The 23,412-nt window shown below is 60.8% G+C and carries 24 protein-coding genes and 1 tRNA gene; 8 read left to right on the top strand and 17 right to left on the bottom strand.

What is annotated here, in order from left to right:
• Window positions 1-13 precede the first annotated feature (13 nt).
• From aroC to petA, 4 genes are all read right to left on the bottom strand, one after another.
• The gene (aroC, locus tag BV911_RS02230; RefSeq protein ID WP_086051931.1) at window positions 14-1,135 is read right to left on the bottom strand and encodes a chorismate synthase; all 1,122 of its coding nucleotides are present in this window, start codon (window positions 1,133-1,135) and stop codon (window positions 14-16) included.
• A 369-nt stretch (window positions 1,136-1,504) separates the two neighbouring features.
• Window positions 1,505-2,305 carry a cytochrome c1 gene (locus tag BV911_RS02225; RefSeq protein ID WP_086051930.1) on the bottom strand — a complete coding sequence of 267 codons (801 nt, stop codon included), beginning with the start codon at window positions 2,303-2,305 and terminating at the stop codon, window positions 1,505-1,507.
• A gap of 19 nt (window positions 2,306-2,324) precedes the next feature.
• Window positions 2,325-3,674: a cytochrome b gene (gene petB / locus BV911_RS02220; protein ID WP_086051929.1), complete on the bottom strand. Its 1,350-nt coding sequence runs from the start codon at window positions 3,672-3,674 to the stop codon at window positions 2,325-2,327.
• Between the two features lie 14 nt (window positions 3,675-3,688).
• A complete protein-coding gene (petA, locus tag BV911_RS02215) occupies window positions 3,689-4,249 on the bottom strand; it encodes a ubiquinol-cytochrome c reductase iron-sulfur subunit (protein ID WP_086051928.1) in 561 nt (186 codons plus the stop codon).
• A gap of 325 nt (window positions 4,250-4,574) precedes the next feature.
• Between petA and BV911_RS02210 the strand changes: the two genes are divergently transcribed.
• Window positions 4,575-5,228 carry an outer membrane beta-barrel protein gene (locus tag BV911_RS02210; protein WP_086052028.1) on the top strand — a complete coding sequence of 218 codons (654 nt, stop codon included), beginning with the start codon at window positions 4,575-4,577 and terminating at the stop codon, window positions 5,226-5,228.
• Window positions 5,229-5,246: 18 nt separating this feature from the next.
• On the opposite strand, the gene BV911_RS02205 is transcribed toward BV911_RS02210, so the two are convergent.
• The 3 genes from BV911_RS02205 to dapF form a co-directional block, all read right to left on the bottom strand.
• Window positions 5,247-5,855, bottom strand: a complete 609-nt coding sequence (locus BV911_RS02205) for a glutathione S-transferase (protein WP_086051927.1) — start codon at window positions 5,853-5,855, stop codon at window positions 5,247-5,249.
• Between the two features lie 191 nt (window positions 5,856-6,046).
• The gene (gene mtaB, locus BV911_RS02200; RefSeq protein WP_086051926.1) at window positions 6,047-7,312 is read right to left on the bottom strand and encodes a tRNA (N(6)-L-threonylcarbamoyladenosine(37)-C(2))-methylthiotransferase MtaB; all 1,266 of its coding nucleotides are present in this window, start codon (window positions 7,310-7,312) and stop codon (window positions 6,047-6,049) included.
• The gene (gene dapF, locus BV911_RS02195; RefSeq protein WP_086051925.1) at window positions 7,312-8,148 is read right to left on the bottom strand and encodes a diaminopimelate epimerase; all 837 of its coding nucleotides are present in this window, start codon (window positions 8,146-8,148) and stop codon (window positions 7,312-7,314) included. The genes mtaB and dapF overlap by 1 nt, the downstream gene beginning before the upstream one ends.
• Window positions 8,149-8,332: 184 nt before the next feature.
• Between dapF and BV911_RS02190 the strand changes: the two genes are divergently transcribed.
• Window positions 8,333-8,408: transfer RNA gene (locus BV911_RS02190), tRNA-Lys, on the top strand.
• Window positions 8,409-8,495: 87 nt separating this feature from the next.
• Here the strand turns inward: BV911_RS02190 and BV911_RS02185 are convergent.
• The 7 genes from BV911_RS02185 to BV911_RS02155 all read right to left on the bottom strand — a co-directional run bounded on the left by BV911_RS02185 (window position 8,496) and on the right by BV911_RS02155 (window position 16,216).
• Window positions 8,496-9,332, bottom strand: a complete 837-nt coding sequence (locus tag BV911_RS02185; RefSeq protein ID WP_086051924.1) for a shikimate dehydrogenase — start codon at window positions 9,330-9,332, stop codon at window positions 8,496-8,498.
• 68 nt (window positions 9,333-9,400) lie between these two features.
• Window positions 9,401-10,180 carry an SDR family oxidoreductase gene (locus BV911_RS02180; RefSeq protein ID WP_086051923.1) on the bottom strand — a complete coding sequence of 260 codons (780 nt, stop codon included), beginning with the start codon at window positions 10,178-10,180 and terminating at the stop codon, window positions 9,401-9,403.
• 22 nt (window positions 10,181-10,202) lie between these two features.
• Window positions 10,203-12,434: a molybdopterin-dependent oxidoreductase gene (locus BV911_RS02175; RefSeq protein ID WP_086051922.1), complete on the bottom strand. Its 2,232-nt coding sequence runs from the start codon at window positions 12,432-12,434 to the stop codon at window positions 10,203-10,205.
• Between the two features lie 4 nt (window positions 12,435-12,438).
• A complete protein-coding gene (locus BV911_RS02170; RefSeq protein ID WP_086051921.1) occupies window positions 12,439-13,380 on the bottom strand; it encodes a dihydrodipicolinate synthase family protein in 942 nt (313 codons plus the stop codon).
• A gap of 12 nt (window positions 13,381-13,392) precedes the next feature.
• The gene (locus tag BV911_RS02165; protein WP_086051920.1) at window positions 13,393-14,682 is read right to left on the bottom strand and encodes a TRAP transporter large permease; all 1,290 of its coding nucleotides are present in this window, start codon (window positions 14,680-14,682) and stop codon (window positions 13,393-13,395) included.
• On the bottom strand, window positions 14,679-15,149 hold the full coding sequence (locus BV911_RS02160) for a TRAP transporter small permease (RefSeq protein WP_086051919.1): 471 nt from the start codon (window positions 15,147-15,149) through the stop codon (window positions 14,679-14,681). Before BV911_RS02160 ends, BV911_RS02165 begins: the two co-directional genes overlap by 4 nt.
• Before the next feature lie 71 nt (window positions 15,150-15,220).
• Window positions 15,221-16,216: a TRAP transporter substrate-binding protein gene (locus BV911_RS02155; RefSeq protein ID WP_086051918.1), complete on the bottom strand. Its 996-nt coding sequence runs from the start codon at window positions 16,214-16,216 to the stop codon at window positions 15,221-15,223.
• A 129-nt stretch (window positions 16,217-16,345) separates the two neighbouring features.
• Between BV911_RS02155 and BV911_RS02150 the strand changes: the two genes are divergently transcribed.
• A complete protein-coding gene (locus BV911_RS02150) occupies window positions 16,346-17,251 on the top strand; it encodes a LysR substrate-binding domain-containing protein (RefSeq protein ID WP_139840014.1) in 906 nt (301 codons plus the stop codon).
• Here BV911_RS02150 and BV911_RS02145 read toward each other — a convergent pair.
• Window positions 17,248-17,736 (bottom strand): heme-degrading domain-containing protein, encoded by a 489-nt coding sequence (locus BV911_RS02145; RefSeq protein ID WP_086051916.1) that lies wholly within the window; start codon window positions 17,734-17,736, stop codon window positions 17,248-17,250. The genes BV911_RS02150 and BV911_RS02145 overlap by 4 nt on opposite strands.
• A 375-nt stretch (window positions 17,737-18,111) precedes the next feature.
• Between BV911_RS02145 and mscL the strand changes: the two genes are divergently transcribed.
• From mscL to BV911_RS02130, 3 genes are all read left to right on the top strand, one after another.
• Window positions 18,112-18,513, top strand: a complete 402-nt coding sequence (mscL, locus tag BV911_RS02140; protein WP_086051915.1) for a large-conductance mechanosensitive channel protein MscL — start codon at window positions 18,112-18,114, stop codon at window positions 18,511-18,513.
• 27 nt (window positions 18,514-18,540) lie between these two features.
• Window positions 18,541-19,737 carry an MFS transporter gene (locus BV911_RS02135; RefSeq protein ID WP_086051914.1) on the top strand — a complete coding sequence of 399 codons (1,197 nt, stop codon included), beginning with the start codon at window positions 18,541-18,543 and terminating at the stop codon, window positions 19,735-19,737.
• Between the two features lie 135 nt (window positions 19,738-19,872).
• Complete coding sequence (locus BV911_RS02130; protein WP_240512106.1) at window positions 19,873-20,349, top strand: hypothetical protein; 477 nt, start codon at window positions 19,873-19,875, stop codon at window positions 20,347-20,349.
• An 89-nt stretch (window positions 20,350-20,438) separates the two neighbouring features.
• Here BV911_RS02130 and rpsU read toward each other — a convergent pair whose 3' ends face one another.
• On the bottom strand, window positions 20,439-20,645 hold the full coding sequence (gene rpsU, locus BV911_RS02125; protein WP_086051912.1) for a 30S ribosomal protein S21: 207 nt from the start codon (window positions 20,643-20,645) through the stop codon (window positions 20,439-20,441).
• A gap of 108 nt (window positions 20,646-20,753) precedes the next feature.
• Between rpsU and BV911_RS02120 the strand changes: the two genes are divergently transcribed.
• Complete coding sequence (locus tag BV911_RS02120; RefSeq protein ID WP_086051911.1) at window positions 20,754-21,461, top strand: COQ9 family protein; 708 nt, start codon at window positions 20,754-20,756, stop codon at window positions 21,459-21,461.
• Between the two features lie 14 nt (window positions 21,462-21,475).
• On the top strand, window positions 21,476-22,456 hold the full coding sequence (locus BV911_RS02115; RefSeq protein ID WP_086052027.1) for an NAD(P)H-quinone oxidoreductase: 981 nt from the start codon (window positions 21,476-21,478) through the stop codon (window positions 22,454-22,456).
• Window positions 22,457-22,571: 115 nt separating this feature from the next.
• On the opposite strand, the gene BV911_RS02110 is transcribed toward BV911_RS02115, so the two are convergent.
• On the bottom strand, window positions 22,572-23,195 hold the full coding sequence (locus BV911_RS02110) for an outer membrane protein (RefSeq protein WP_086051910.1): 624 nt from the start codon (window positions 23,193-23,195) through the stop codon (window positions 22,572-22,574).
• Window positions 23,196-23,412: the final 217 nt, after the last annotated feature.

The raw sequence follows: 23,412 nt of genomic DNA, 5'->3' as shown, positions 1-23,412 counted from the left end.
GGCGCAGCGCGCGTCACGCGCGCTGCCGCATTTGGCCAATCTGACCGCGTGGGCCGTCGCCAACTTGCCCGCGATGAAGCAGGACATGGTCGAGCAGGACGCAGGCCATCATGGCCTCGGCCACAGGCACCGCACGTATGCCGACGCAGGGATCGTGCCGCCCTTTGGTGATCAAGGTCGTCTCCTCGCCTGATTTGGTGATCGTCCGGCGCGGGCTGAGGATCGACGAGGTCGGTTTGACGGCAAAGCGCAGCACGACATCCTGACCAGAGGAAATTCCGCCCAGAATGCCGCCGGCATGGTTCGAACTGAACACAGGTCCATCCGGCCCCATGGTGATCTCGTCGGCGTTTTCTGTGCCGGTCAGGGTCGCGGCGGTCATGCCATCGCCGATCTCGACGCCTTTGACGGCATTGATGCTCATCATTGCTGCCGCCAACTCGGTATCGAGCTTGCCATAGACCGGCGCGCCCAGACCGACCGGTACGCCGCGTGCCGTCACTTCGATGATTGCCCCAACCGATTCCCCGGACTTCCGCAGCCCATCAAGGTAACCGGCCCACTCTGTGGCGGCGGTGGCATCGGGCGTCCAAAACGGGTTGGCGGCGATCTGGTCCCAGTCGAACCGGCTGCGGTCAATGCTGTGCGGTCCCATCTGGACCATGTAGCCGGTGATGCTCAGTGCTGGGACCAATTCGGCAAGGGCGGCGCGGGCCACCCCACCGGCGGCAACGCGTGCTGCGGTTTCTCGGGCTGAGGATCGCCCGCCGCCGCGGTAATCGCGGATGCCGTATTTCTGCCAATAGGTAATGTCAGCGTGGCCGGGGCGGAATTTTTCGGCGATGTCGCCGTAATCCTTGGACCGTTGATCGGTGTTGCGGATCATCAGTTGGATAGGCGTGCCCGTGCTAAGCCCTTCAAACACGCCTGACATGATTTCCACCGCATCGGCCTCTTGCCGTTGGGTGGTGAATTTGTTCTGGCCGGGTTTGCGCTTGTCCATCCAGACTTGGATCGCCTCGGCGGTGACCGGGATGCCCGGCGGGCAGCCATCAATGGTCGCACCAAGCGCGGGCCCATGGCTTTCGCCCCAGGTGGTAACACGAAACAAGTGGCCGAAACTGTTGAGGGACATGGGGCGCGCTCCTTTGTGAGAGGTTTAGGCGGCAGGGCACGCGGGCTCAAGAGGGGATCGCGGCAAAACCTTGAGGCGATCCTCGGGCTGTCCGGAATCCCAGACGGCCCGAGTCGAGCAAGGGACAAGCAGGGAACCGTTCGCCTTCGGTCGGCGTTCTTTTCTCGATTGAGGGAAAAGAAAGGACGCATGCTGTGAATAATATTATCTATATCGTCGGCTTGGTTGTGGTCGTGCTCGTCATTCTATCGTTCGTCGGACTGAGCTGAACGTGACCGAATTTCGAAAGTACTGACATGAAGAACGCGCCCCCGGTGATCCGGGGGCGCGTTCTTGTTTGGCTAAAGGCTCTGCGGTTGCGCCGCTAGATTATTCGGCGGCTTGCGCCTTTTTCTTTTTGATCGGTGCCCAGATGCGCTTGTTGGTCAGATACAGCAGCACCGACAACACGGTCAGGAACAACACCGCTTGAAGGCCCACTTGTTTCCGCGCCATCATCTTTGGCTCTGCCGCCCACATCAGGAAGGCTGCAACATCCTGCGACTCGTCGACAAGCGCGGAGGACGCACCGTCGGCAAATTCGATGTCATCGCCCATCAGCGGCGGTGCCATGGCGATCCAGCCACCCGGGAAAGCCGAGTTGCCGTATAGGATCGATCCGGCCTCTTCCTTTTCCTCACCGGTATAGCTGGTGAGGATGTTGGTGATGTATTCTGGACCACCGATGCCGTTGAACAACTGGCTCATACCCGTTCCGTAGGGGCCATGAAACGCAGCGCGCGACTTGGCCATCAGGCTGAGGTCTGGCGCGTTCGACAACGACGAGTGTGGGAAGTGATCGGTCGGCGTCGCGACGCGGAAATCATCGATTTCCGTATCGAACGTTTCCCACTGCTCGGAATAGGCGCGCACCTGATCCTCGGGCAGTTCCGGCCCGCCCGGATCAGCCAGCGTCCGCAATGGCACGAATTTCAACCCGTGGCAGGCCGAGCAGACTTCTGTGTACACTTGAAGCCCGCGCTGCAACTGCATCTGATCGTAGGTTCCGAACGGACCCTCGAACGAGAAGCTGTAGTCGTGCAGGTGATGCGCTTCTTCCGCTGCCGTGGCAGCGCTTGCTGCCAGACCGAGGGCCGCTGCCGCCGCGACGAGGGTGAGTCTCTTGACCATGACTGTCACTTGTCCTTTCTCACTCGGCCGGCTTGGCCGCAGAGCCCGCAGCAGCGGTTCCGTCGGGTTTGCCATAATGGGCCTCGAAATCTTCTTCGATGGTGTTGGGCGTTGCCAGCGGTTTCTCGATGACGCCGAGCAGCGGCAGGATCACCAGGAAGTAGCCGAACCAATAGGCGGAGCCGATCAGCGAAATGTACGGATAAATCCCTTCAGCCGGCATCGCGCCGCCCCACATCAGGACGATGAAGTCCACGCAAAGCAGGGCGAACCACCACTTGAACATCGGACGATAGCGGCCCGAACGGACCGAGGACGTGTCCAGCCACGGGGCCAGAGCCATGACCGCGATCGCGCCGAACATGGCCACAACACCGAAGAACTTCGCGTCGATGATGCCAAACGACAGGAAGCTGGCGATCTGTACGACCCAAACTTCCGAGTCGAACGCCCGCAGAATGGCGTAGAACGGCAGGAAGTACCATTCGGGCACGATATGCGCCGGTGTCGAAAGTGCGTTCGCCTCGATATAGTTGTCCGGGTGGCCAAGATAGTTCGGCATGAAGCCAACGATGGCAAAGAAAACCACCAAGATCACGGCCAGCGCGAACAGGTCTTTCAGTACGAAGTACGGCCAGAACGGCAGCGTGTCTTTCTCGGCATCGGCTTTGGACGTGCGGCGCACTTCAACCCCGGTCGGGTTGTTGTTGCCGGTGGTGTGGAACGCCCAGATATGGACGATCACAAGGCCTGCGATCACGAAGGGCAGCAGATAGTGCAGCGAGAAGAAGCGGTTCAACGTCGCGTTGTCCACTGCGGGTCCGCCCAGCAGCCACGTCTGAATGCTTTCGCCGATCAGCGGGATCGCACCAAACAGGCCGGTGATGACGGTGGCGCCCCAGAACGACATTTGTCCCCAAGGCAGAACGTAGCCCATAAAGCCGGTGCCCATCATCAACAGGAAGATCAGCATCCCGATGATCCATGTGACTTCGCGGGGTGCCTTGTACGATCCGTAATAGAGACCACGGAAAATGTGCAGGTAAACGGCAACAAAAAACAAGGATGCGCCGTTTGCGTGCAGATACCGCAGCATGTAGCCGCCGTTTACGTCGCGCATGATATGCTCGACCGAGGCAAAGGCTGCGGTCGCGCTTGGGGTGTAGTGCATCGCCAAGACGATTCCGGTGGCGATCTGAAGCGCCAGACAGAATGTCAGGATAATGCCCCAGATCCACATCCAATTTAGGTTCTTGGGGGTCGGGATCATCAGGGTGTCATAGAGAAGCCCAATAACGGGCAGCCGCGAATGCAGCCATTTCTCACCGCCAGTGGTCGGCTTGTAGTGGTCGTGCGGAATTCCGGACATCTGCGGTATCTCCCTTAGCCGAGCTTGATGGTGGTGTCGTCGACAAATGCCGAGACCGGGATGTGAAGGTTCTGCGGGGCGGGGCCTTTGCGGATCCGGCCAGCGGTATCGTAGTGCGAGCCGTGGCAAGGACAGAACCAGCCACCAAAATCGCCCGCTTCATTGCCAATCGGCACACATCCGAGGTGGGTACACACACCCATCATCACCAGCCATTCGCCATCTTCGCTGAGGGCGCGGTTTTCATCGGTGGCCGGCAGGTCGGGCTTGTTTTCGTTCCGGTCGATCGGATCGATCAGCTCGCTCATTTCGACAGCGCGGGCGGCCTCAATTTCTTCGGGCGTCCGGCGACGCACGAAAACCGGCTTGCCCAGCCACTTGATGGTGATCTGCGTGCCCGGCTCAACCGAGGAAACATCCACCATGATCGAGGACAGCGCCTGAACGTCGGCACTTGGGTTCATCTGGTTGATCAAAGGCCAGACCGCAGCACCCGCCGTGACAGCACCGGCGCCAGCCGTCGCATAAAAGAGGAAATCCCTGCGGGTCCCTTCGTGATCGTCTGCGTGTGACACGGAAGCTTCTCCATTCTTTTCGTCAGCAAGTGCTGGTGACGCCTGTTGTTGCCGCTAAACCAGCGGCCATACCTTCAAACTTCCTAAACATGGCAAGGTAGTGCGTCCAGCGGACATTCCGGCGCATCACAGTCGTATGGTCGCACCCTATGCCATATGGGCTACGGCGCGATCACAATCTGCCGCGCGGGGATTGCACCCTGCGGACCACAATGCAAAATGAAGAACGGAAATGTAAAGCCTCTGTTTGCCACGTCTTGATAGTGGTAGTTTGGCTTTGGCGGAATTGAAAATTACGGGCCGCAAGATCATGGGTATGCAAAAAATGTCACGGGTTTGGAAACTGGCCGCGGTGCTGTCTGTCTTGGCGGCGGGTCCGGCATTGGCTGAATTTGAACTCAGCGTCTATACCGGTGTTCAGACATCCCCGCACAGTGTGGTCAAAGGCAATGATCCCTCTGGCATCGGTGATTTCGATTTTACCGCAGGCTGGGAAGGTAAATCCCTGTCTATGCCGCCGTATTACGGGATTCGGGGGACATGGTGGCGGTCTGCGACGGTCGGATTCGGCTTAGAGTTCAACCATGCCAAGGTCTACGCGGACAAGGACACCCTGAAAGACAACGATCTTGAAACGTTGGAATTTACCGACGGCCTGAACATTCTGACGGTCAATGCGTTTCGGCGGTTTCCGTCCGAAGATCGGCGTTGGACGCCCTATATCGGCGGCGGGGTCGGAATCTCAATCCCACACGTCGAATTCGAATCGACCGGGGAAGACACCTTCAATTACCAATATGGTGGTCCGGCAGTGCAATGGGTCGCCGGTGTGAAATACCCGCTGACTGAGACGTGGTCGATGTTCGGGGAATATAAGGGGACGTATTCCCGCAACGACGTTGATCTGGAGGGCGGTGGCAACTTGGAAACCAATATCGTCACCAACGCCCTCAATCTCGGCGTCAGTTTTAACTTCTGACGCACGGGTTCTGGATGATCAGCCGGTCGGTAGCGTTGCCTGCAGCGATGGCCGATGGGCGATGTCGGTAAGCCAATTCGCAAGCGCAGGGCTGGATGTACGCCAGTCGCGGTCGGTGAGGCGAAAATCGACGTAGTCGAGTGCGACGGCCACTGCGAAATGCCCCATATCCGGCGTGGAGGACAGGTTCGGCAACCACCGGCTTTCCAGCACCTTGATCGACCGCGCGATCTTATCCCACTGGCCGTTAATGAGGTCCTTGTTTACCTGATTTTCTGGGCGAAGCCGGGTTTCATACACAATGGCGATGGCTGCATCCATGATGCCGTCTGCTGTGGCTTCGATGGTCAGCGTGTCCCACAAGCGTGGCGCGTCTGGGTATAGGGTCGAAGGCACGCGCTTGGCTAAGTATTGGCAGATCACGCGGCTGTCATATAAAGCCGCGCCATCCTCTAAGGCAAGAACCGGCAGCTTTCCCAATGGGGCAAGGTCCACGGGCATGTTGGAACTGTCCAACGGCGTGCCGCTGGCGGAAACAATGTTTACGTCGGCCAGTTGACCCGTTTCGTGGAGGGCAATCATGACCTTCCGGGCATAGGGGGAGGTCGGGCTGTGAAACAATCTCATGGAAAACCTTCTCGATCAGGACGAACGACAAGATGACAGCCTCATCCGCTCTTGCAACGACAAAGTCAGCGGACCCTGCGCTGATCACTGTTCGTCGTGAAATGTTCTTCGACGTGACGGCGAAAGGTCGGCCGAAAAGCACGCCCTGTGGCGCTTGCGGCGAACCCGCAAGCGCCACAGGGCGGCGAGACTCATGCGCAGAGTAGGTGGCCGTCGCCCGCACCAGACATCACCGCCGACACAATTTGGCCTTCTGGTTGCGGGTTGAAAAATTGCACTTCGGCAAATTGGGGGGTGCGGCCCATGGTTGGGCTTTCCATCAACACGTTGTGGGTCTGGCCAACTTGTGCGGTCAGATGTTTGGACACAGCGTCACTGCCAAGGGCCCGCAGGCGTGCGGCGCGCGATTTGATGTCAGGCCCCGGAACCGCAGGCATCCGGGCCGCCGGTGTGCCGGGGCGTGGCGAATAGGGGAACACGTGCAGCCACGTCAGATCGCATTCTTCGACCAGCCGCAGGGAATTGTCGAACATGGCTTCGGTTTCGGTGGGGAAGCCTGCAATCAGGTCGGCGCCAAACGTCATATCTGGGCGCAATTGCCGTGCCTCTTGGCAAAAGCGAATCGCGTCATCGCGCAGGTGGCGACGTTTCATCCGTTTGAGAATCATATCGTCACCCGCTTGCAGGCTGAGATGCAGGTGCGGCATCAAGCGGGGCTCAGTGGCGATGGCCTCCATCAAATCGGGGTCAACTTCAATTGAGTCGATTGAGCTGATCCGAAGTCTGGGCAGATCCGGCACGAGGGTCAGGATGCGGCGCACCAAATTTCCCAAGCGCGGTGTGCCTGGCAGGTCGGCGCCCCAACTGGTCAGATCGACGCCGGTCAGTACGATTTCGCGGTAGCCGCGATCGGTCAGGCGCTTGATCTGGTCGACGACAACACCAGCCGGGACTGAGCGGGAATTGCCGCGCCCGAATGGGATAATGCAAAAGGTGCAGCGGTGATCGCAGCCGTTCTGAACCTGCACATAGGCACGACTGCGGGTGCCGAACCCATCGATCAGGTGCCCGGCGGTTTCGGTCACGGACATAATGTCGTCGACCTGCACCTTTTCAGACCCCGCGATCCAGTCCGCGCCGGCAAGGCGGGTCCAAGTGCTGGCTTGCATCTTTTCGGTGTTGCCGATGACCAGATCGACCTCAGTCATGGCAGCGAAGCTGTCGGGGTCGGTCTGAGCGGCGCAGCCAGTGACGATCAGCTTCGCATCAGGATTGTCCCGGCGCAGGCGTCGGATGTCTTGACGCGCTTTGCGGACGGCCTCGGCGGTGACGGCGCAGGTATTGACGATCACGGCATCGCCAAACCCAGCCTGACCGGCGAGGTCCTTCATGGCCTCGGTCTCATAGGTGTTCAGGCGGCACCCATGGGTGGTGAATACGGGCGGACGACGCTCCATCACTGGGCCTCCAGCACGGCGAGATCAAGCTGTCCGTCAAACACATGCGCGGTGGCGCCGGTCATCCAGACTCCGTCGTCGCGCCAATCAATCGCCAAATCGCCGCCATCGAGGCGGATCGTGACCTGCTTGCCGCACAGCCCGCGCCGATGCGCCGCGACAGCGACCGCACAAGCACCTGACCCGCAGGCCAAGGTGATTCCAGCGCCGCGTTCCCAGACCCGAACCCGCAGGCTGCCATCGGGAAGCTGCTGCACGAATTCGACATTGGTTTTTTCCGGGAATAACGGATCGACTTCCAGCGGTGGGCCTTGGCGCTCCAAATCCACCGCGGTGATATCGTCGACAAAGGTGATGCAATGGGGATTGCCCATCCCAACGGCGGATGGGGCGCCGGGAAGGGGCAGGGCGTCCAGATCCATTGGGCACAGCAAGGGCACGTCGTTCCACGTCAGTTGCGGATGCCCCATATTGACGCTGACCGACCCGTTGTCGCCCCGCGTCGCCCGTAGCAGGCCGCGCTGGGTTTCAATGCGTATGTCCGTTTGGCCGGTGCGGTCCATGATCCGCGCCGCGACACAGCGGGTGGCGTTGCCGCATGCCCCCGCGATGGTGCCGTCCCCGTTCCAGAAATCCAGCGCCAGATCGGCCGTGTCACTGTCGCGAATCTCTGCAAGCTGATCGAACCCTACGCCGCGACGGCGATCGCCTAAGGCGCGGGCCAGTGCCGGGGTGACGCGCGCAGGGGCGCCTCGTGTTTCCACGATGACAAAATCATTGCCCAATCCGTGCATCTTTACGAAGGGCAGTAAGGGGGGAGACTTTTTCAAACTCATGGCGCGGCCTATAAACCTCTCAGCAAAGGGAATCCAGTCTTTCGCAAAAAACTTCCCATTCCCCTCTTGACCCCCCCGTCCCGTGTTTGTAGACGGGCGCTCTGTAGAGGGACGGCACAGAACGCTGCTAAGACGCGGCGCTGACCAGACTTCTCGATAGGCAGCGTATGCGTTGCCATGGTGAGAGCCGGTAGCTCAGTTGGTAGAGCAACTGACTTTTAATCAGTAGGTCCCGGGTTCGAGCCCCGGCCGGCTCACCACTTCCCTCAATGATATCATGATCAAGATCAGATGTGTTGCGGATGTGGTGGTTTCCTGACGGAACCCGCGTTCAGATATTTCTGCTGTCAGGTCGCGAGGGCATCCCGCAGAAGCGCTTCGTCAATATCCCGTCCGTGAAAATGCGAAATGGCGTGCAATCCTTGATAGAAGAACAGATCTGCCCCGCTGTAGATGTGCAGACCTTCGGCTGCTGCATCTTGCAAGAACTGCGTGTCGGGTGGGGTATAGACGGCGTCAAAGGCCCAGATTGCTCCGGCGATCATGTGGCGCGGCACCGGCGTTCCCGGCAGGCCGACCATGCCGACGGGAGTGCAGTTCACCACGCCTTGGACCCCGGCGCAGGCCGTTGCCAGATCACTGGGGGCCGACACGGCAAGGCCGGGGGCTGCAAGTCGCACCCGCGCAGCCAGATCCTGCGCTTTGGACGGGTCACGATCGACAATCCGTAGCCCGCTGACACCAAGGTCCAGCAGGGCAAAGGCGATTGCCCGACCAACGCCACCCGCCCCGATCACGGCCACGTTACCGGCGGGTTGGTCCCGCAGGGTGTTGCGATACCCGGCAATAAAGCCTGACCAATCCGTGTTGTAGCCTTCGGGGCCGTGTGGGCCGAAAATGACCGTGTTGACTGCACCCAATCTTGCGACGCGGGGATCGGCAATCTTAAGCAGCGACACCACCCGTTCCTTGTAAGGATAGGTGATGTTGAGCCCGCGATAGCCGCGGGTTTTGGCCTGATCAAAGACGGCCTCGAAAGACAAGTCCAAGTTGGACGGAACCAACCGGTGATAGCAGACCTCTAAGTTGAGCAAAGCGCCCGCCCGTTCATGCAGGCGCGGCGCTAGCGACTCGGCGATGTTGTCGCCGATCAATCCCAATTGCACAGGCTGCTGTCCGATCATGCGCCGGGTCCTTCACAGTTGCTGGACAGCCCCTCTGCGATTCCCGGTTGGCGCGATCCTATCCCGGATCAGTAAGTGCCCGGATAGCTGCCGCCGTCAATCAGCAGGTTTTGTCCGGTGATAAACCCGGCATGGGCGCTGCACAAAAAGGCGAAATAGGCGCCGATTTCTTCTGGACGGCCATAGCGTTGCGCCGGATTGCCTTTGGCCCGTGCGTCCCAGACCTCGTCAAAGGATTTCCCCATGCTGTCGATCATCCCCGCGATATGTTCGCGCTGGCCATCGCTGTCAAAGATGCCGGGCAACAGGTTATTGACGGTGACATTGTGGGCCATGCCCTGCCGGGCGATCCCGGCGACAAAACCCACCAGACCAGAGCGCGCGCCGTTGGACAGGCCCAATTCCGGTTGGGCGATTTTGACACTGCGCGAGGCGATGTTGATGATTCGTCCGTAGCCGCGATCAATCATCCCGTCCATGGTGGCGCGAATCATCATGATCGGCGGCAGCATCATCAGTTCGATCGCTGCGATCCAGACATCCCGGTCCCAATCACGGAAGTCCCCGGGGGCGGCGCCGCTGGCGTTGTTCAGCAGGATGTCTGGGGCCGGGCAGGCGGCCAGAGCAGCCTCACGTCCGGCTTCGGTGGTGATGTCCGCGGCGACGGCCGTCACTGTCGCACCGGTTTCGCGGCGGATGTCTTCGGCGGTAGCCTGAAGCGTGGCGTCTGTCCGGGCAACGATGGTGATGTCTACACCTTCGCGGGCCAAGGCCGTCGCACAGGCGCGCCCCATGCCCTTGCTTGCACCGGTTAGCAACGCCCGTTTGCCTGAAAGTCCCAGTTCCATTGTCGTCTCCTCGTTAATTTTCTTATAAAGGGGCGGCCCGAGTGACCCGCACAAGCGTACTCAGGGCAGCACAGCCCTGCGCCAGCCGCGAGGTCTGGCGCTGTGCGGTCAGCACGTTCGGGTTGCCGTTTCGTTCGTCTCCGTCAGGGTCTGGATCGAACCAAGCCCCCGTCGCCATGATGGCAACGCCGCGACGCAGGCCGTCATCAAGTTGGACCGTGGCGCGACACGCGCCCCGGGCGTTGAATACCCGCACTATATCGCCGTTGGCCAGACCCCGATCCCCGGCGTCAGCGGGGTGAAGCTGAATGGCTTGCGGCGCTTTCGCCCCGCCGCTTTGATAGAGTTGGCTGTGCAGTTGCCGCGCCGGTTGATTGGTCACGAGATGAAGCTCATCTGGGGCGGCACGGCCAAGCCATTCAGCCGGCTCTAGCCAAGTTGGCTGCGGTGGGCAGTCGTCATAGCCGAACCCGGCCACGGTTTCTGACCAGAGTTCGATCTTGCCTGATGGGGTGCCCAGAGGGTGTGTTTCGGGTGCGCTGCGGAACTCTTGCAGCAACACTTCGGGCGCCTCCAAGGGCGGTACGGCCCATGGTCCGCCGTTCCAGAAGGTGTCGAAATTGGGCATTTTCAGGCCCTCTGACAGGCCATGGGCTTCGCTTCGCCCCCACAGGTGCCGGAGCCAACTCAGATCGTCGCGCCCCTCGTCGAAAGCGGCCCGGCATCCCAAACGATCCGCGATTGCGACGAAGGTTGCGAAGTCGTCGCGGGATTGGCCCACAGGGTCAATCAGCCGGTGCATGGGAAAGACGAACAAATCGCGGGAGGTGCCGCCGATGTCGGTCCGTTCCACTGTCGTCGTGGACGGAAAAACGATATCGGCCCGTTGGGCGGTCGGGGTCCACCACGGTTCGTTGACGATGATGGTTTCCGGTCGCTGCCATGCCGCTTGCAAGGCATTGAGATCTTGACCGTGGTGGAACGGATTGCCGCCAGCCCACCAGATCAGCCGGATATCCGGATAAGTCACGTGTCTGCCGTTGAAGGCGATCTTTTTGCCCGGATGGGCGATGGCGTCGGCAAAGCAGGCGACGGGGATCGGCGATTGCACGGGATTGGCAACCGGAGGCAGCGCTGGCACAAAGCCCCGCCGCCCCGTCGCACCCACCCCATTCATAGAGCCGTAGCCAAAGCAGAAGCCGCCCCCTGGCAATCCGATTTGACCCAACATCGCCGCCAGCGCGATCAGGGCCCAATAGGGTTGTTCGCCGTGATGGGCCCGTTGCAGCGACCAGCTAGCGGTCAACATCACCCGGCCTGTGGCGATCGCGGTCCAGAGGGCGCGCAATGTGGCAACCGGCACATCGGCAAGTCCGGCGGCCCAGTCGAGGGTCTTGGCCTGACCATCCCCGTCGCCGCGCAAATACCCGCAAAACGCATCAGATCCGGTGGTGTAGCGGTCCAGAAAGGCCAGATCGGCGCGACCGCTGATCAGCGCTTCATGGGCCAGCGCCAGCAAGATCGCGGTGTCGCTGCCCGGGCGGGGCTGAATCAGGGTGGCATCCACGCCGGGCGGCAGATCCTGCGCTTGCGGCGAGACCGCGACGAAGCGGACGCCACGTGCGGCAGCGCGGGCGACGGCATCGGGCAGACGATGCGCACCTGCACCGCCAGATGTGACACGCCAGTTCTTCGCATTCAATCCGCCGAAGGCGACGACCACATCGCTGTCGCTGGCGATGGTTTGCCAGTCTGTGGCCGCATGCGATACCGCGCTGTCCGACCCCAGTACATGCGGCAACAGCATTTGCGCCGCGCCCCAACTGTAGTTTCCGGTCACGTTGGTAAAGCCGCCTGCCGCTGCCAGAAACCGCTGCAATTGGCTTCGGGCATGATGGAAACGCCCGGCGCTGGACCAGCCGTAAGAGCCGCCAAAGACCGCCGATGGCCCGTGGTTTTGGTGGACCCTAGACAATTCCGACGCGGCCAGATCCAGCGCCGTGTCCCAATCCACTGGGATCATATCGTCGGTGCCGCGTCCCGCGCCGCCGCAGGAATGACCCCGTTGCAAAAAGGACTTGCGGATATGGGGTTGCCGGATGCGGGTGCTGGAATAGACCAAATCAGGCCAATCACCGATCATCTGCGCGTCGGCGCCGCTGCCGGGTAGGGGGCGCGCGGCGATGAGCCGACCATCGGCGATCTCGGCTTCGAACGCGCCCCAATGGCACAGGCTGATGGGGCGCGTTGTCATCTGCTTATTCTGCGGCGATAGCCGACAGGTTCACGCGCAGGTTGTAGCGATCTTCAAGGCCCAGCTTGAGGAACGCGTCCAGCCCTTTGGCAAGAACGTCAGGCCGCGCTGGCTGCAACGGTTTGCGCAGCGGACCAGATGGCAGGCCCACGGCCCGCATCAGGGTCTTGATCGACACCGGGTTTACGGCGGCATAGGCGAAATGCAGCATGTCGAGATTGTCGAGCCAAGCCGCCCGGCAGGCAAATGCGTCCTCACCGGTTTCCCAAGGCTTTGAGATCACGGCCATTTCACGTGGAATGATGTTTCCGGTCATGTTGGCCGTGCCGTGGCCGCCAAGCGCCATGGTGGGAACGACCAGCCCAAGGTTGGGCGAGCAGCAGCACATGATCGACATATCAGGCTTGGCCGCGCAAACTTGGGCGACCTGACCGACCCGGGTGGTGCTTTCCTTCAGCACGACCATGTTGTCATGCTTGGCCAGACGCAGCAGGTCGTCCCAATGTAGGTCGGTTTTGACCCGGGGTGGGTTGTTGTAAAACCCCATGGCCAGATCGGCGCTGTCCAGCACTTCAAACGCGAAATCGGTGGTCGCGGTATTGTCGGCGCAGATATAGGCCGGGGCGGCAATGATCGCGCCGTCGGCGCCTTCAGCCTTGGCATAGCGCACGTAATCGATGGTGGTCTCGGTGTTATTGCCGGTGCAGCCGTAATACATCTGCATGTTGCCGGGCTTCATTTTGGTGGTGGCCGAGATGATGGCGCGCCGCTCGTCTGGGGACAGCATGGACACTTCGCCGGTCGACCCCATGATCAGAACCGCTTCGGTGCCGTTTTCAGCATGCCAGTTCAGCAGGGTGCGAAAGCCTTCGAAATCAATGCTGCCATCGGCATTCATGGGCGTGACGAGGGCGACGAAGGACCCTTTCGGTTTCAGATGAGTCATTGGAATTCTCCCTCAGAATAATTGTGGAACAAGAAGCTTTGGCAATCCGAGGACGATCCCCGGGAACCAGATAGACAGCACCGCAACCGAAATTGTCAGCAGGCAGATCGGCGCTGCCGCCCACATTGCCCGGCCCAACGGAACATCTCCGATCCGGGCCGCGATCAGCAGGCAGATACCATAGGGTGGGGTGATCAGCCCCACTGACAGGATGACCGTGCTGAGCACGCCCATATGAACCGGGTTGATCCCAGCGGTGTCGCCCAAGCCCTGAATGATCGGCAGGAAGATCAGGGTGGCCGAAATTGGGTTCAGCACCATGCCGACCAGCAGCAGGAAGCCAATCAGCAGCAGGATGATGCCAAAGGGGTTGTCGGTGATCCGCAAGATGAAGCTGACCACGATCTCGGACGCGCCAAGATAGGCGATCATCCAGCCGAAGATGCCTGCGGACGCGACGGTGAACATTGGGATGGCGAAATCGACCACGGCATCAGACAGCAGGCGCGGCACCATCCGTAGGGGGATGTCCCGATAGACCACGAGCGTTAGGAATAGCGCCCAAAGTACCGCGATGATGCCGCCCTCGGTGGGGGTGAACGCGCCGCCCACGATCCCGCCCAACACTAGGACGGGGATCATCAGGGGCGCTGCGCCGCGAACCAGCGCCTTGCCCATGCCGCAGAAGCCGGGGAACGGATTGGCCGGATAGTCATAACGCAGGGCCTGCACATAGGTGTAGCCCATCATGAACAGGCCAACCAACAGGCCGGGCACGACCCCGCCCAGAAACAGCGCGCCGATGCTGACATTGCCGAATGCGCCATAGACAATCAGAATAATCGAGGGCGGAATGATCACGCCCAAGGTGCTGGACGCCGCGGTCAGCGCCACTGAGAACGCCGGATCATAACCGGCTTTTTTCATGGCCGGGATCAGAATGGACCCGACACTGGCGGTATCAGCCGCTGCCGAGCCCGACAGGCTGGCGAAGATCATCGATACGAAGACGTTCACATGGCCCAATCCGCCGCGCACATGACCGACGGTCGCATCGGCCACCGACAGCAGGCGTGTCGTAATGGACCCCGCGTTCAGGATGCGCCCCAACAGCATGAAAAACGGCACGGCCAACAGGGTGAAGCTGTCGATCCCCGCATACATCTGGTTGACGACCGAGGTCATCGGCAGGTCTTCGACCAACATGACCAGAACCGACGACAGGATCAACGAAAAGCCGATATTTACACGCAGGGCAATCAGGACGAAGAACGATCCCAAAAGAAGGACGAGGGGGTTCAACGCAGGCTTCCTTTTATCTGATTTGCGGCGATCTCAATCAGGAACAACATCATCATCGCGCCACTGATCGGGATCGGGACGTATAGCCAAAATCGCGAAATTCCAAGGGACTGGACCTGTCCGGGTGCGCGCAGCATCGCTAAATCCCAACCGTTCACGACCAAAATGCTGGACACGATTGCCCCCATAGCAATGCCGAACCACACCACCCCAGCGTCAAACCACCCATTGCCCTTGGGCAGGATGTCGACGAAATAATGGGCGCCTTTGCGAAGCCCGATTGCGGCCCCGATGAAGATCAGCCACGAAAACAAAAGTTGCGCCACATCGCTGGTCCAGAGCATGGGCAGGGACAGGACGTTGCGCGCAATGACTTGCATTGCAACGGATACGATCATTCCGAAGAACATAACGCCGGTCAGGACTTCGGACGCCCTCATGACCCGGCGGGACACCAGTTCCAACATCGGTTTCGCCTTGGTTCAGGGGTGTTCTCCGACCCGGGTGGGAGGCTTGGGGTGGGCCGGAGAACGGGACATTATTTGCCTTTCAGCAAATTGTACTCGTTAATCAGGTCAAGACGCGTCGCCAAGTCGGTCTGGATCGGTTCAAGTTTCGCAATAAAGGCGTCTTTGTTTGGAATCGACACCGTGACGCCGTGATCGGTTTTCAACGTTTCGACCAAGTCCATGTCGTATTCTTTGGACTTTTCTGCGCCGTAAGTATTGGCGTCGATCGCGGTTTGCATGACGATGGCTTGGAAGTCATCGGGCAGCTTGTTCCAGGTGCGTTGTGAGATCGAGATGTGGTTGATCTGCACAATGTGCTCGGTCAATGAGAGCATCGGCGCAACTTCGTACAGTTTCGAGCCGGTATAGCCGGGCAACGAGCTTTCCATGGCGTCGGCGACCCCGGTTTGCATGGCGGCATACAATTCGCCCCACGCGACCGAGACCGGAAGCATGCCCAACGCGGCCCAAGTTTCGGCATCCATTGGCGATTGGGTGGTGCGCATCCGCATCCCTTCGAGGTCCGAAGGTTCGGTCACGGCTTTGTCGGTGGTGGACAAGTTTCGAGTGCCCGAGACGCCAAGCGCCAACAGTTTCAGTCCGGTGCCACGATCCGCAAAGATCTGTTCGAAGTAAGCTTGAACCGGAGTGCCGGGTTCGACGGTGGCCAAGGCTTCATCCATACCGGAAAAAAGATAAGGCATGGTAAAGATGGCCAGCTCTGGCACTTCTCCGGCGGCGTTGCTGACGGTGGAGATCATCATGTCGATGGTGCCGAGACCAACTTCGCCGATCACGGCGGGATCCTGACCCAACTGACCAGAGTCGAAAATCTTGACCGCGATCTTGTCGCCGCTTCGGGCTTCAAGTTCGGTTTTCATGAATTCGGCCATGTCGTTATAGGGATGCGGGGATTTGACAAGCGTATGAATGCGCAAGTTGTAATCAGCCGCCAGAGCCGCTGATGTGCCAAATAAAGTTGTTGCAAGCGAAAGTGCTAGTGTTGCGCGACGTGTCAAAATCATCCGTTTATCTCCGTGATCAACTGGCCCATCTTTCGATTAGGCCTTTGCTCGGGGATAAAATCAAATACAAAAAGATACCGACTTCATGCATAAGATTTATGACATCAGGTTTCTCAAGGGATTGTGGCCGTGAATGAACGACAGATTAACGCGTTCCGACAGGTGATTCGGCTTGGGTCGGTCACTGCCGCTGCCCGGTCGTTGTCAGTCTCTCAACCGGCTATCAGCCGGTTGATCAGGGATCTTGAGGCCGATCTGGGTTTCGATCTTTTCGAGCGGCGGGCAGGTAAGGTGTTTCCGACCCCGGAAGCGCGCGCCTTCGCGTCCGAGGTGGAGCGGATGTATTATGGCATGGCGCGCCTGTCGCAATTTGCCGAAGAAATGCGGGACATGCATCATGGGGCGTTGAGTATTGCGACCCTGCCGATGGTCAGTTTCCAGATCCTTCCCCAAGCGTTGTCGCAATTCCTGACCACGTTCAATCGGATGCGGGTCACCCACAACGTGCATAACTCGCCGCGGGTGTTGGATATGGTGGCGGCGGGGCAGGCGGATATCGGACTGGCCCAGTCCATGCCCGGGCGGCATGATGTGCGGCGGCTGGCCTCGTGGCGGACCGATTGCGTTGTTGCCCTACCAACGGCACATGCTTTGGCGGGACGCGACGCCCTTGGTCCGACTGACCTGGTGGGGGTGCCGATGGTCGCGCTGTCGCATCAGACCGTGACCGCAGGCTATGTCGCAGAACGTTTCGCCACCGCAGGCGCAGCCCAAACCATTGCGGTAGAAAGTCAGCCGTCTTATTCGGCTTGCGCCCTTGTTTCACAGGGGATTGGGGCCGCGATCGTGGATCCGTTCACGCCGCGCGCCTTTCCGAAAGAGCAGTTGGTTGTGGTGCCGTTCGAGCCGGCGATCCCGTTCGATCTGCATCTGTTGGGCCATGCCGAACAGGCCCCGTCCCGATCTGCGGCGGCGTTTGCCGAGGTCCTGATCGCTGTGATGGACGCAACCCCGGGGGTGCGCCGATTGGATTAGGCGGTGGGGGCCAGTCCAAGATGCTGGGTCAAAGTGGTCACGATCAGATCGTGATCCTCGGCCGAGGTCAGGCCGGAGACCGTGATTGCCCCCACCATCAACCCGCCGGTCAGCCGGATGGGAAAACTGCCGCCGTGATCGGCAAAATCCATCGGATCGATGCCGCGCTCGGGTCCAAGGCTGCCGCCTTTCCGGCGCAGGGATTCGCCCACTTGCATCGACGATTTGTGCAGCCTTAACACGGTGTTGGACTTGCGTCGCGCCCAATGGTCATTGTCGGGGCTGGCTCCGGGCAGGGCGGCGTGAAACAGCACCCGGTCGGGGGTGCGAATGTTGATCACCACCGGCGCCGAGGCGGCCTGCGCCGCAGAGGTCAGGGCGACGCCGATTTGCCAAGCGTCGGCCTCGGTGAAGTCGGGAAAGCGCAGCTGCGTTTCTTGCGCGATGAGGCGGGCGAGCAAGTCGCCAGAAGGGGTCTGTGTCATGCGGGCACCGTGGCGGATTCAGACGCCAAGTCAAGACCATTCCGCGGCCAAAGAACGGGGCGTACGCTGGCTGGGCGAATCGATGGTTAACAACCTGATTTTAGGTCAAAAACCAGTGTCGGACTTTTGTCGGACTTACGTCGGATTTTCGTCGGGCTTACATCCGCCGTTTTCAGGGATAAACCCAACGGGCGCTGTGAGGGCCGCGCGGCTGCAATCGCCGCGCCGGGCACAATTTTTCTGGGCCGGGCACCAAGCAAATTGACCGCAACGTGGCGGGATGGAAAGATTGGCCCGAGGTGCTAAGGACGACGGCAATTGCGAATTCCGCCGCGCGCTGTGCGCTTGCCCTAAACTGAACAAAGGACTGCATTCATGCTGAACGAATTTAAGAACTTCATCGCACGCGGCAATGTCATGGATATGGCGGTGGGGATTATCGTCGGGGCGGCGTTCACGACGGTGGTCGGATCGCTGGTTGAGGACATGATCAACCCGATCATCGGGCTGTTCACCGGCGGCGTCGACTTTTCCGGACTGGGCGTTCGGTTGGGTGAGGGCGAAGGCGCGGCAACCTTTGCTTATGGCAATTTCATCATGGCGGTGATCAATTTTCTGATCGTAGCGTGGGTGGTGTTCTTGCTGGTTAAGGGCGTGAACCGGCTGAAAGAGGCGGCGATGGGCAAGGATGAGGCGAAGCCGGTCGAAGTTCCCGGTCCGACCGAGAAAGACCTGCTGATCGAGATTCGCGACGCCCTGACCTCGCGGCCGCTGTAAGGGCAGGAACAGTCTGAGACAAAGGAAATGACCGTGGAGCGCGGCGTGGCGGGTGGCACCCGATCTGACGGGGCGACCGCATTCGGGCTGGTCGTGGTCTTGTGGATGGCTGGGCTGGGGGCGTCGGGACAGTTCGCCAAAATCTCGGTGATTTTTCCGATGGTGCAGGCGGCCTATCCCGGGTCCGGGGCAAGCTTGGGCTTTGTGGTCTCGGCGCTGAGCCTGCTTGGGGTCGGTCTGGGGCTGGTTGCGGGACTGATCGCGGTGCAGATCGGTTATCGCCGGATGCTATTGGGCGGGCTGATGCTGGGGGCGGCGATGTCGCTGCTTCAGTCGCTGATGCTGCCGCTGCCGGTGATGCTGGTCAGCCGGGTGGTGGAAGGGCTGTCGCATCTGGCCATCATCGTGGCCGCCCCGACCTTGATCGCGGAGGTCACGGCCCTGCGCCATCGTCCGGCAGCGATGACCCTATGGAGCACATTTTTTGCGGTGTCCTTTGCGGCGGTGGCCGTGTTGGGGGTGCCGCTGGCGCGGGCTTATGGTCCGGGGGCGGTGTTTGCGGCGCATGGCCTGTATATGCTGGTGATTGCGGCCCTGCTGTCGGGGCGGTTGCCGCGCCGCAGCCGCACCGCCGATCGGCAGCCCTTGCGGCTGGCCACGGTGCTGGCGCGGCATGTGCAGGTGTACCGGTCGCCCTTTGTGGCGGCCCCGGCTATCGGCTGGTTGTTTTACACGCTGGCTTTTGTGTCACTGCTGACCGTGTTGCCGGGCTTTTTTGCCGCCGAAATCCAATCCTTGGCCGCGGGCACCCTGCCGCTGGCCAGCATCGCGATCTCAATGACGGTGGGGGTTGCCCTGATGCGGATGGTGCCGCCGATCCATGTCGTGGTCTTGGGCTTTGGTCTGGCCTTGGCGGCGGTGATCGCGATGGCGATCTGGCCGGGGGTGCTATGGCCCTGCGTGGCGTTGATGGGGGCGCTGGGGCTGGTGCAGGGGGCAAGCTTTGCCGCCGTGCCGCAGTTGAACCCGTCGGCCGAGGCGCGGGCGCTGGGCAATGGCGCCATGGCGCAGACCGGCAATCTGGGCAATACGCTGGGCACGCCGGTGGTGCTTTTGGCGATTGAGGCGTTCGGTTATGGCGGGCTGATCGGCTTTGCCGCGGCCTGTTTTGGCGCCGGGATCGCGGTGCATCTGCTGTTGATGCGGGCGCGGCGACGGGCCTGAGCGGAGGCGGGCGCAACGGGGTCACGCGCCGGTCACGGCAATACGATCAGACGTGTTCGCGGGGATGCTTCTGTCGGCGGGCGCCGTGACCTAGACGCTGATGGGTTGCGGTTTCACCTGAAAGGACCCCGTTTTATGCTCCATCCTCCCGCCATGCGCCTGTCGCCGGTGCTGCTGTCCATCGCCCTTGCCGGTCTGACCGGAGAAGTTTTGTTCGAGGTCTATGCGTGGGTGATCTCGCCCGCCCTGTTCGGCTTTGCGCTGCAGCCGTCCAATCTGGTGATCGCCATGACTGCGAAGCTGACCGGGATCAGCCTGAGCCATAGCGCGGCCTTCGTGCTGCATGCCCTGATCGGCAGTGTCGGCTTCGGCGCGGTGGTCTATCTGACGCGGCGAGGCTTGGGATTGCCGGTCTGGGCGACGGGTTTGGTGGCGGGGGTGGCCCTGTGGTTCATCGCCCAAGGCCTGCTGGCGCCGTTTATCGGGCGCAGCTTTATGATGGATTTCGGCCCCTACACCCAGTCGTCATTTATCGGTCACGTGGGGATGACGTTGATCATGGCCTATGCTCTGGATGCCCTGCTGACGCGGATGCCGCGCCAGACTGCCTAACGGGGCAGGCCTGAAAAACCACAAAACCCCCGGGCGTGGCCACGGGGGTTTTCAAGGGCGGCAAGCGCCGTAGGCTATCAAGTTTGATCTCAGACGAGACCTTCGCGCTGAAGCTTCTTCCGCGCGAGCTTGCGCGCACGGCGAATCGCCTCGGCCTTTTCGCGCGCTTTTTTCTCGGACGGTTTTTCGAAATGTTGCTTAAGCTTCATTTCGCGGAACACGCCCTCGCGCTGCAATTTCTTCTTGAGCGCACGAAGCGCCTGGTCGACATTGTTATCGCGAACACTGACCTGCATTGTGGTGTCACCACCTTCCTTGTTAGAGTTTCAGTTCTGCAGGAGGTGGCCATATAGCAAAGCGATGGTCGGTTGTCTACCTGCGAAACCAACTTGAACGGAGCCCCCATGGCTGACCAAAAGTCCCTTCCGCCATCCGATGCCGCAGAGGCCTTGTTGCAGGCGATCGTGCCGCATGTGCCCTTTGATGGCTGGACCGAGGCCGCGTTTCAGGCCGCGCTGGCCGATAGCGGGGTGAACCCGGTGGTGGCGCGTGGGGTCTGTCCGCGCGGGGCGCTGGATCTGGCCGTATTGGCGCATCGGCGCGGCGATGACGCGATGGTGGCGCGGCTGGAGGCCGAGGATCTGTCGGCGCGAAAGTTCCGCGACCGGATTGCATTGGCGGTGCGGTATCGGCTGGAAGCGGCGGGCGATCAGGATGTGGTGCGCCGCGCGAGCGCGCTGTTTGCGCTGCCAAATCATGCGCCAGAGGGGGCTAAGCTGGTCTGGGACACCGCGGGCCGGATCTGGACGGCATTGGGCGACACGTCGGATGATGTGAATTGGTACACAAAACGGGCAACCTTGTCAGGGGTTTACGCATCCACGCTGCTGTATTGGCTGGGCGATGACAGTGACGGTCAGGCCCGGACGTGGGATTTTCTGGACCGTCGGATTGCCGATGTCATGCAGATCGAAAAACTGAAGGCGCAGGTGCGCGACAGCAAGGTTCTCAAGCCGTTTCTGGCCGGGCCAAGCTGGGCTTTGAGCAAGATCAAGGCCCCGGCCCGCACCACGAGAAACGACATGCCGGGCCGTTGGAGGACAAGCCAATGAGCGTGGTGCAAGCAATGCCGCAGACCATGCGGGCGGTGGAAATTTCGGCCCCGGGTGGGCCAGAGATGTTGCAATTGACCGAGCGTCCGGTGCCACAGCCGGGACCGGATGAGATTGTGATCAAGCTGGCCTATGCCGGGGTGAACCGGCCGGACGCGCTGCAACGGGCTGGGGCGTATAATCCGCCGCCGGGTGCATCGGACCTGCCCGGGTTGGAGGGGGCAGGCACGGTTGTGGCTGTGGGTGATTCGGTAACCACTTGGGCGGTGGGCGACATGGTGTGCGCCCTGCTGCCCGGTGGTGGCTACGCGGAATATGTGGCGACACCGGCGGCCCATGCCTTGCCGGTGCCAGCCGGCATGGCGCTGGATCAGGCGGCCTGCCTGCCGGAAACCTGCTTCACGGTCTGGTCGAATGTGTTTCAACGGGGCGCTCTGACGGCAGGCGAGGTCTTTCTGGTGCACGGCGGCTCGTCCGGCATCGGAACGATGGCGATCCAGCTGGCAACGGCGTTCGGGGCGCGGGTGTTTGCCACCGCCGGATCGGATGAGAAATGCGCCGCCTGTACCCGCTTGGGTGCCGAGCGGGCGATCAATTACCGGACCGAGGATTTCGTGGAGGTGTTGCGTGCCGAAGGCGGCGCGCATCTGATCCTAGATATGGTCGGTGGCAGTTATATCCCGCGCAACATCAAGACATTGCGCGATGATGGCCGGTTGGTTCAAATCGCGTTTCTGGAAAGCCCGAAGGTGGAATTGAACTTTGCCCAGATCATGATGCGGCGGTTGATGCTGACCGGATCGACCCTGCGCCCGCAATCGACCGAGGCCAAGGCTCGGATCGGCGCGGCCTTGGCGGATCAGGTCTGGCCCTTGCTGGCCGCCGGGACAGTTGCGCCGGTGATGGACAGCGAATTTGCGCTGGCCGATGCCGCCAAGGCCCATACCCGGATGGAAAGTTCGGCCCATATCGGGAAAATTGTTCTGAAAATGTAGGGGAAGGGTGGCCTGCGGGCCGCGTTCACCCAATGTCTAAGGGGCGCGGAAATTTCCGCGCCCCTTAGACTTGATCGGTGGCTGCGCCTTGCGGCGCAACCGGTCGAGATCGACCTTAGAACTGGTAGCTGACGCGCGCCGACACCGTGGTGCCGTCGAGGTCGTAGCCGGAGCCGTCGATGTCATCGAACTGCTGGTACAGAACTTCGCCACCAACAGCGACGTTCTCGCTGACCAAGTACTTAACGCCGCCACCGGCGACCCAGCCCCAATCGTCTCTGCCGCGACCGTTCAGGTCGGTGTCAGCGTAAGCGCCACCTGCGGTTGCGTAGACAAGGGTGCGACCCATGTCATAACCGGCGATGGCTTTGATGCGGCCAATGCCGTTCACTTTGCCAACGTCGTTGTCCAGCTCAATGTCGGCCCAGTCGTAATCGACTTCAGCACCGTAAACGAACTGACCCGAGCTCATCAGGTAACCGGCGTGGACACCGCCCATGACGTCATCGCCCGAGCCTTTTTGGCCGCTTTTGGGGTCAGCGTCCATCCAGCCCCAGCCAAGCTGGGCACCGGCATAACCGCCATCCCAGTTGCCACCGCTAAAGGTGGGAGCGGCGACGACCGGCACGGGGGCTGGTGCGACGGCGGGCTCGGCCATGCTGCCGGCGAATGCCGATCCAGCGAAAATGACAGGGCTTGCGATCAATGCGGTGAAGGCCGCTGCGGAAAGATGCTTCATAACTGTTCTCCGTATCCATGGAACCCGGGCCGGTCGATTGTACGCCAGTCCCGTTGGTGTAGCGCAGATAGGGGTGGGATTATAAAATTGTTAGGCCTTCAACAAAACGTGAGCAGATTCTGTATCATTTCCGCCGAAAACCCTTGTTTTGTGGGCGAAAATCCGCCGGTTCCCTGTCTTTTTGGGTTGTGACGTGAGGTTATTTTTATGTGGTTCC

Source organism: Pseudoruegeria sp. SK021 (genome assembly GCF_002119405.1).
Classification (GTDB): Bacteria; Pseudomonadota; Alphaproteobacteria; order Rhodobacterales; family Rhodobacteraceae; genus Meridianimarinicoccus.
Note: the sequence above shows the minus strand (reverse complement) of the source record. Positions and strands in the feature narration are given on the sequence as shown.

Bases quoted from the DNA above. Each gene is read 5' to 3' on its own strand.
- BV911_RS02120 (WP_086051911.1), top strand. From the start codon at position 20,754: ATGGCTGACCAAAAGTCCCTTCCGCCATCCGATGCCGCAGAGGCCTTG.
- BV911_RS02155 (WP_086051918.1), bottom strand. From the start codon at position 16,216: ATGATTTTGACACGTCGCGCAACACTAGCACTTTCGCTTGCAACAACT.
- BV911_RS02130 (WP_240512106.1), top strand. From the start codon at position 19,873: ATGCTCCATCCTCCCGCCATGCGCCTGTCGCCGGTGCTGCTGTCCATC.
- BV911_RS02180 (WP_086051923.1), bottom strand. From the start codon at position 10,180: ATGGAACTGGGACTTTCAGGCAAACGGGCGTTGCTAACCGGTGCAAGC.
- dapF (WP_086051925.1), bottom strand. From the start codon at position 8,148: ATGAGTTTGAAAAAGTCTCCCCCCTTACTGCCCTTCGTAAAGATGCAC.
- BV911_RS02135 (WP_086051914.1), top strand. From the start codon at position 18,541: ATGACCGTGGAGCGCGGCGTGGCGGGTGGCACCCGATCTGACGGGGCG.
- BV911_RS02170 (WP_086051921.1), bottom strand. From the start codon at position 13,380: ATGACTCATCTGAAACCGAAAGGGTCCTTCGTCGCCCTCGTCACGCCC.
- BV911_RS02160 (WP_086051919.1), bottom strand. From the start codon at position 15,149: ATGTTGGAACTGGTGTCCCGCCGGGTCATGAGGGCGTCCGAAGTCCTG.
- BV911_RS02205 (WP_086051927.1), bottom strand. From the start codon at position 5,855: ATGAGATTGTTTCACAGCCCGACCTCCCCCTATGCCCGGAAGGTCATG.
- rpsU (WP_086051912.1), bottom strand. From the start codon at position 20,645: ATGCAGGTCAGTGTTCGCGATAACAATGTCGACCAGGCGCTTCGTGCG.
- mtaB (WP_086051926.1), bottom strand. From the start codon at position 7,312: ATGGAGCGTCGTCCGCCCGTATTCACCACCCATGGGTGCCGCCTGAAC.
- BV911_RS02115 (WP_086052027.1), top strand. From the start codon at position 21,476: ATGCCGCAGACCATGCGGGCGGTGGAAATTTCGGCCCCGGGTGGGCCA.
- BV911_RS02210 (WP_086052028.1), top strand. From the start codon at position 4,575: ATGTCACGGGTTTGGAAACTGGCCGCGGTGCTGTCTGTCTTGGCGGCG.
- petB (WP_086051929.1), bottom strand. From the start codon at position 3,674: ATGTCCGGAATTCCGCACGACCACTACAAGCCGACCACTGGCGGTGAG.
- BV911_RS02145 (WP_086051916.1), bottom strand. From the start codon at position 17,736: ATGACACAGACCCCTTCTGGCGACTTGCTCGCCCGCCTCATCGCGCAA.
- BV911_RS02175 (WP_086051922.1), bottom strand. From the start codon at position 12,434: ATGACAACGCGCCCCATCAGCCTGTGCCATTGGGGCGCGTTCGAAGCC.
- BV911_RS02110 (WP_086051910.1), bottom strand. From the start codon at position 23,195: ATGAAGCATCTTTCCGCAGCGGCCTTCACCGCATTGATCGCAAGCCCT.
- BV911_RS02185 (WP_086051924.1), bottom strand. From the start codon at position 9,332: ATGATCGGACAGCAGCCTGTGCAATTGGGATTGATCGGCGACAACATC.
- BV911_RS02225 (WP_086051930.1), bottom strand. From the start codon at position 2,305: ATGGTCAAGAGACTCACCCTCGTCGCGGCGGCAGCGGCCCTCGGTCTG.
- aroC (WP_086051931.1), bottom strand. From the start codon at position 1,135: ATGTCCCTCAACAGTTTCGGCCACTTGTTTCGTGTTACCACCTGGGGC.
- mscL (WP_086051915.1), top strand. From the start codon at position 18,112: ATGCTGAACGAATTTAAGAACTTCATCGCACGCGGCAATGTCATGGAT.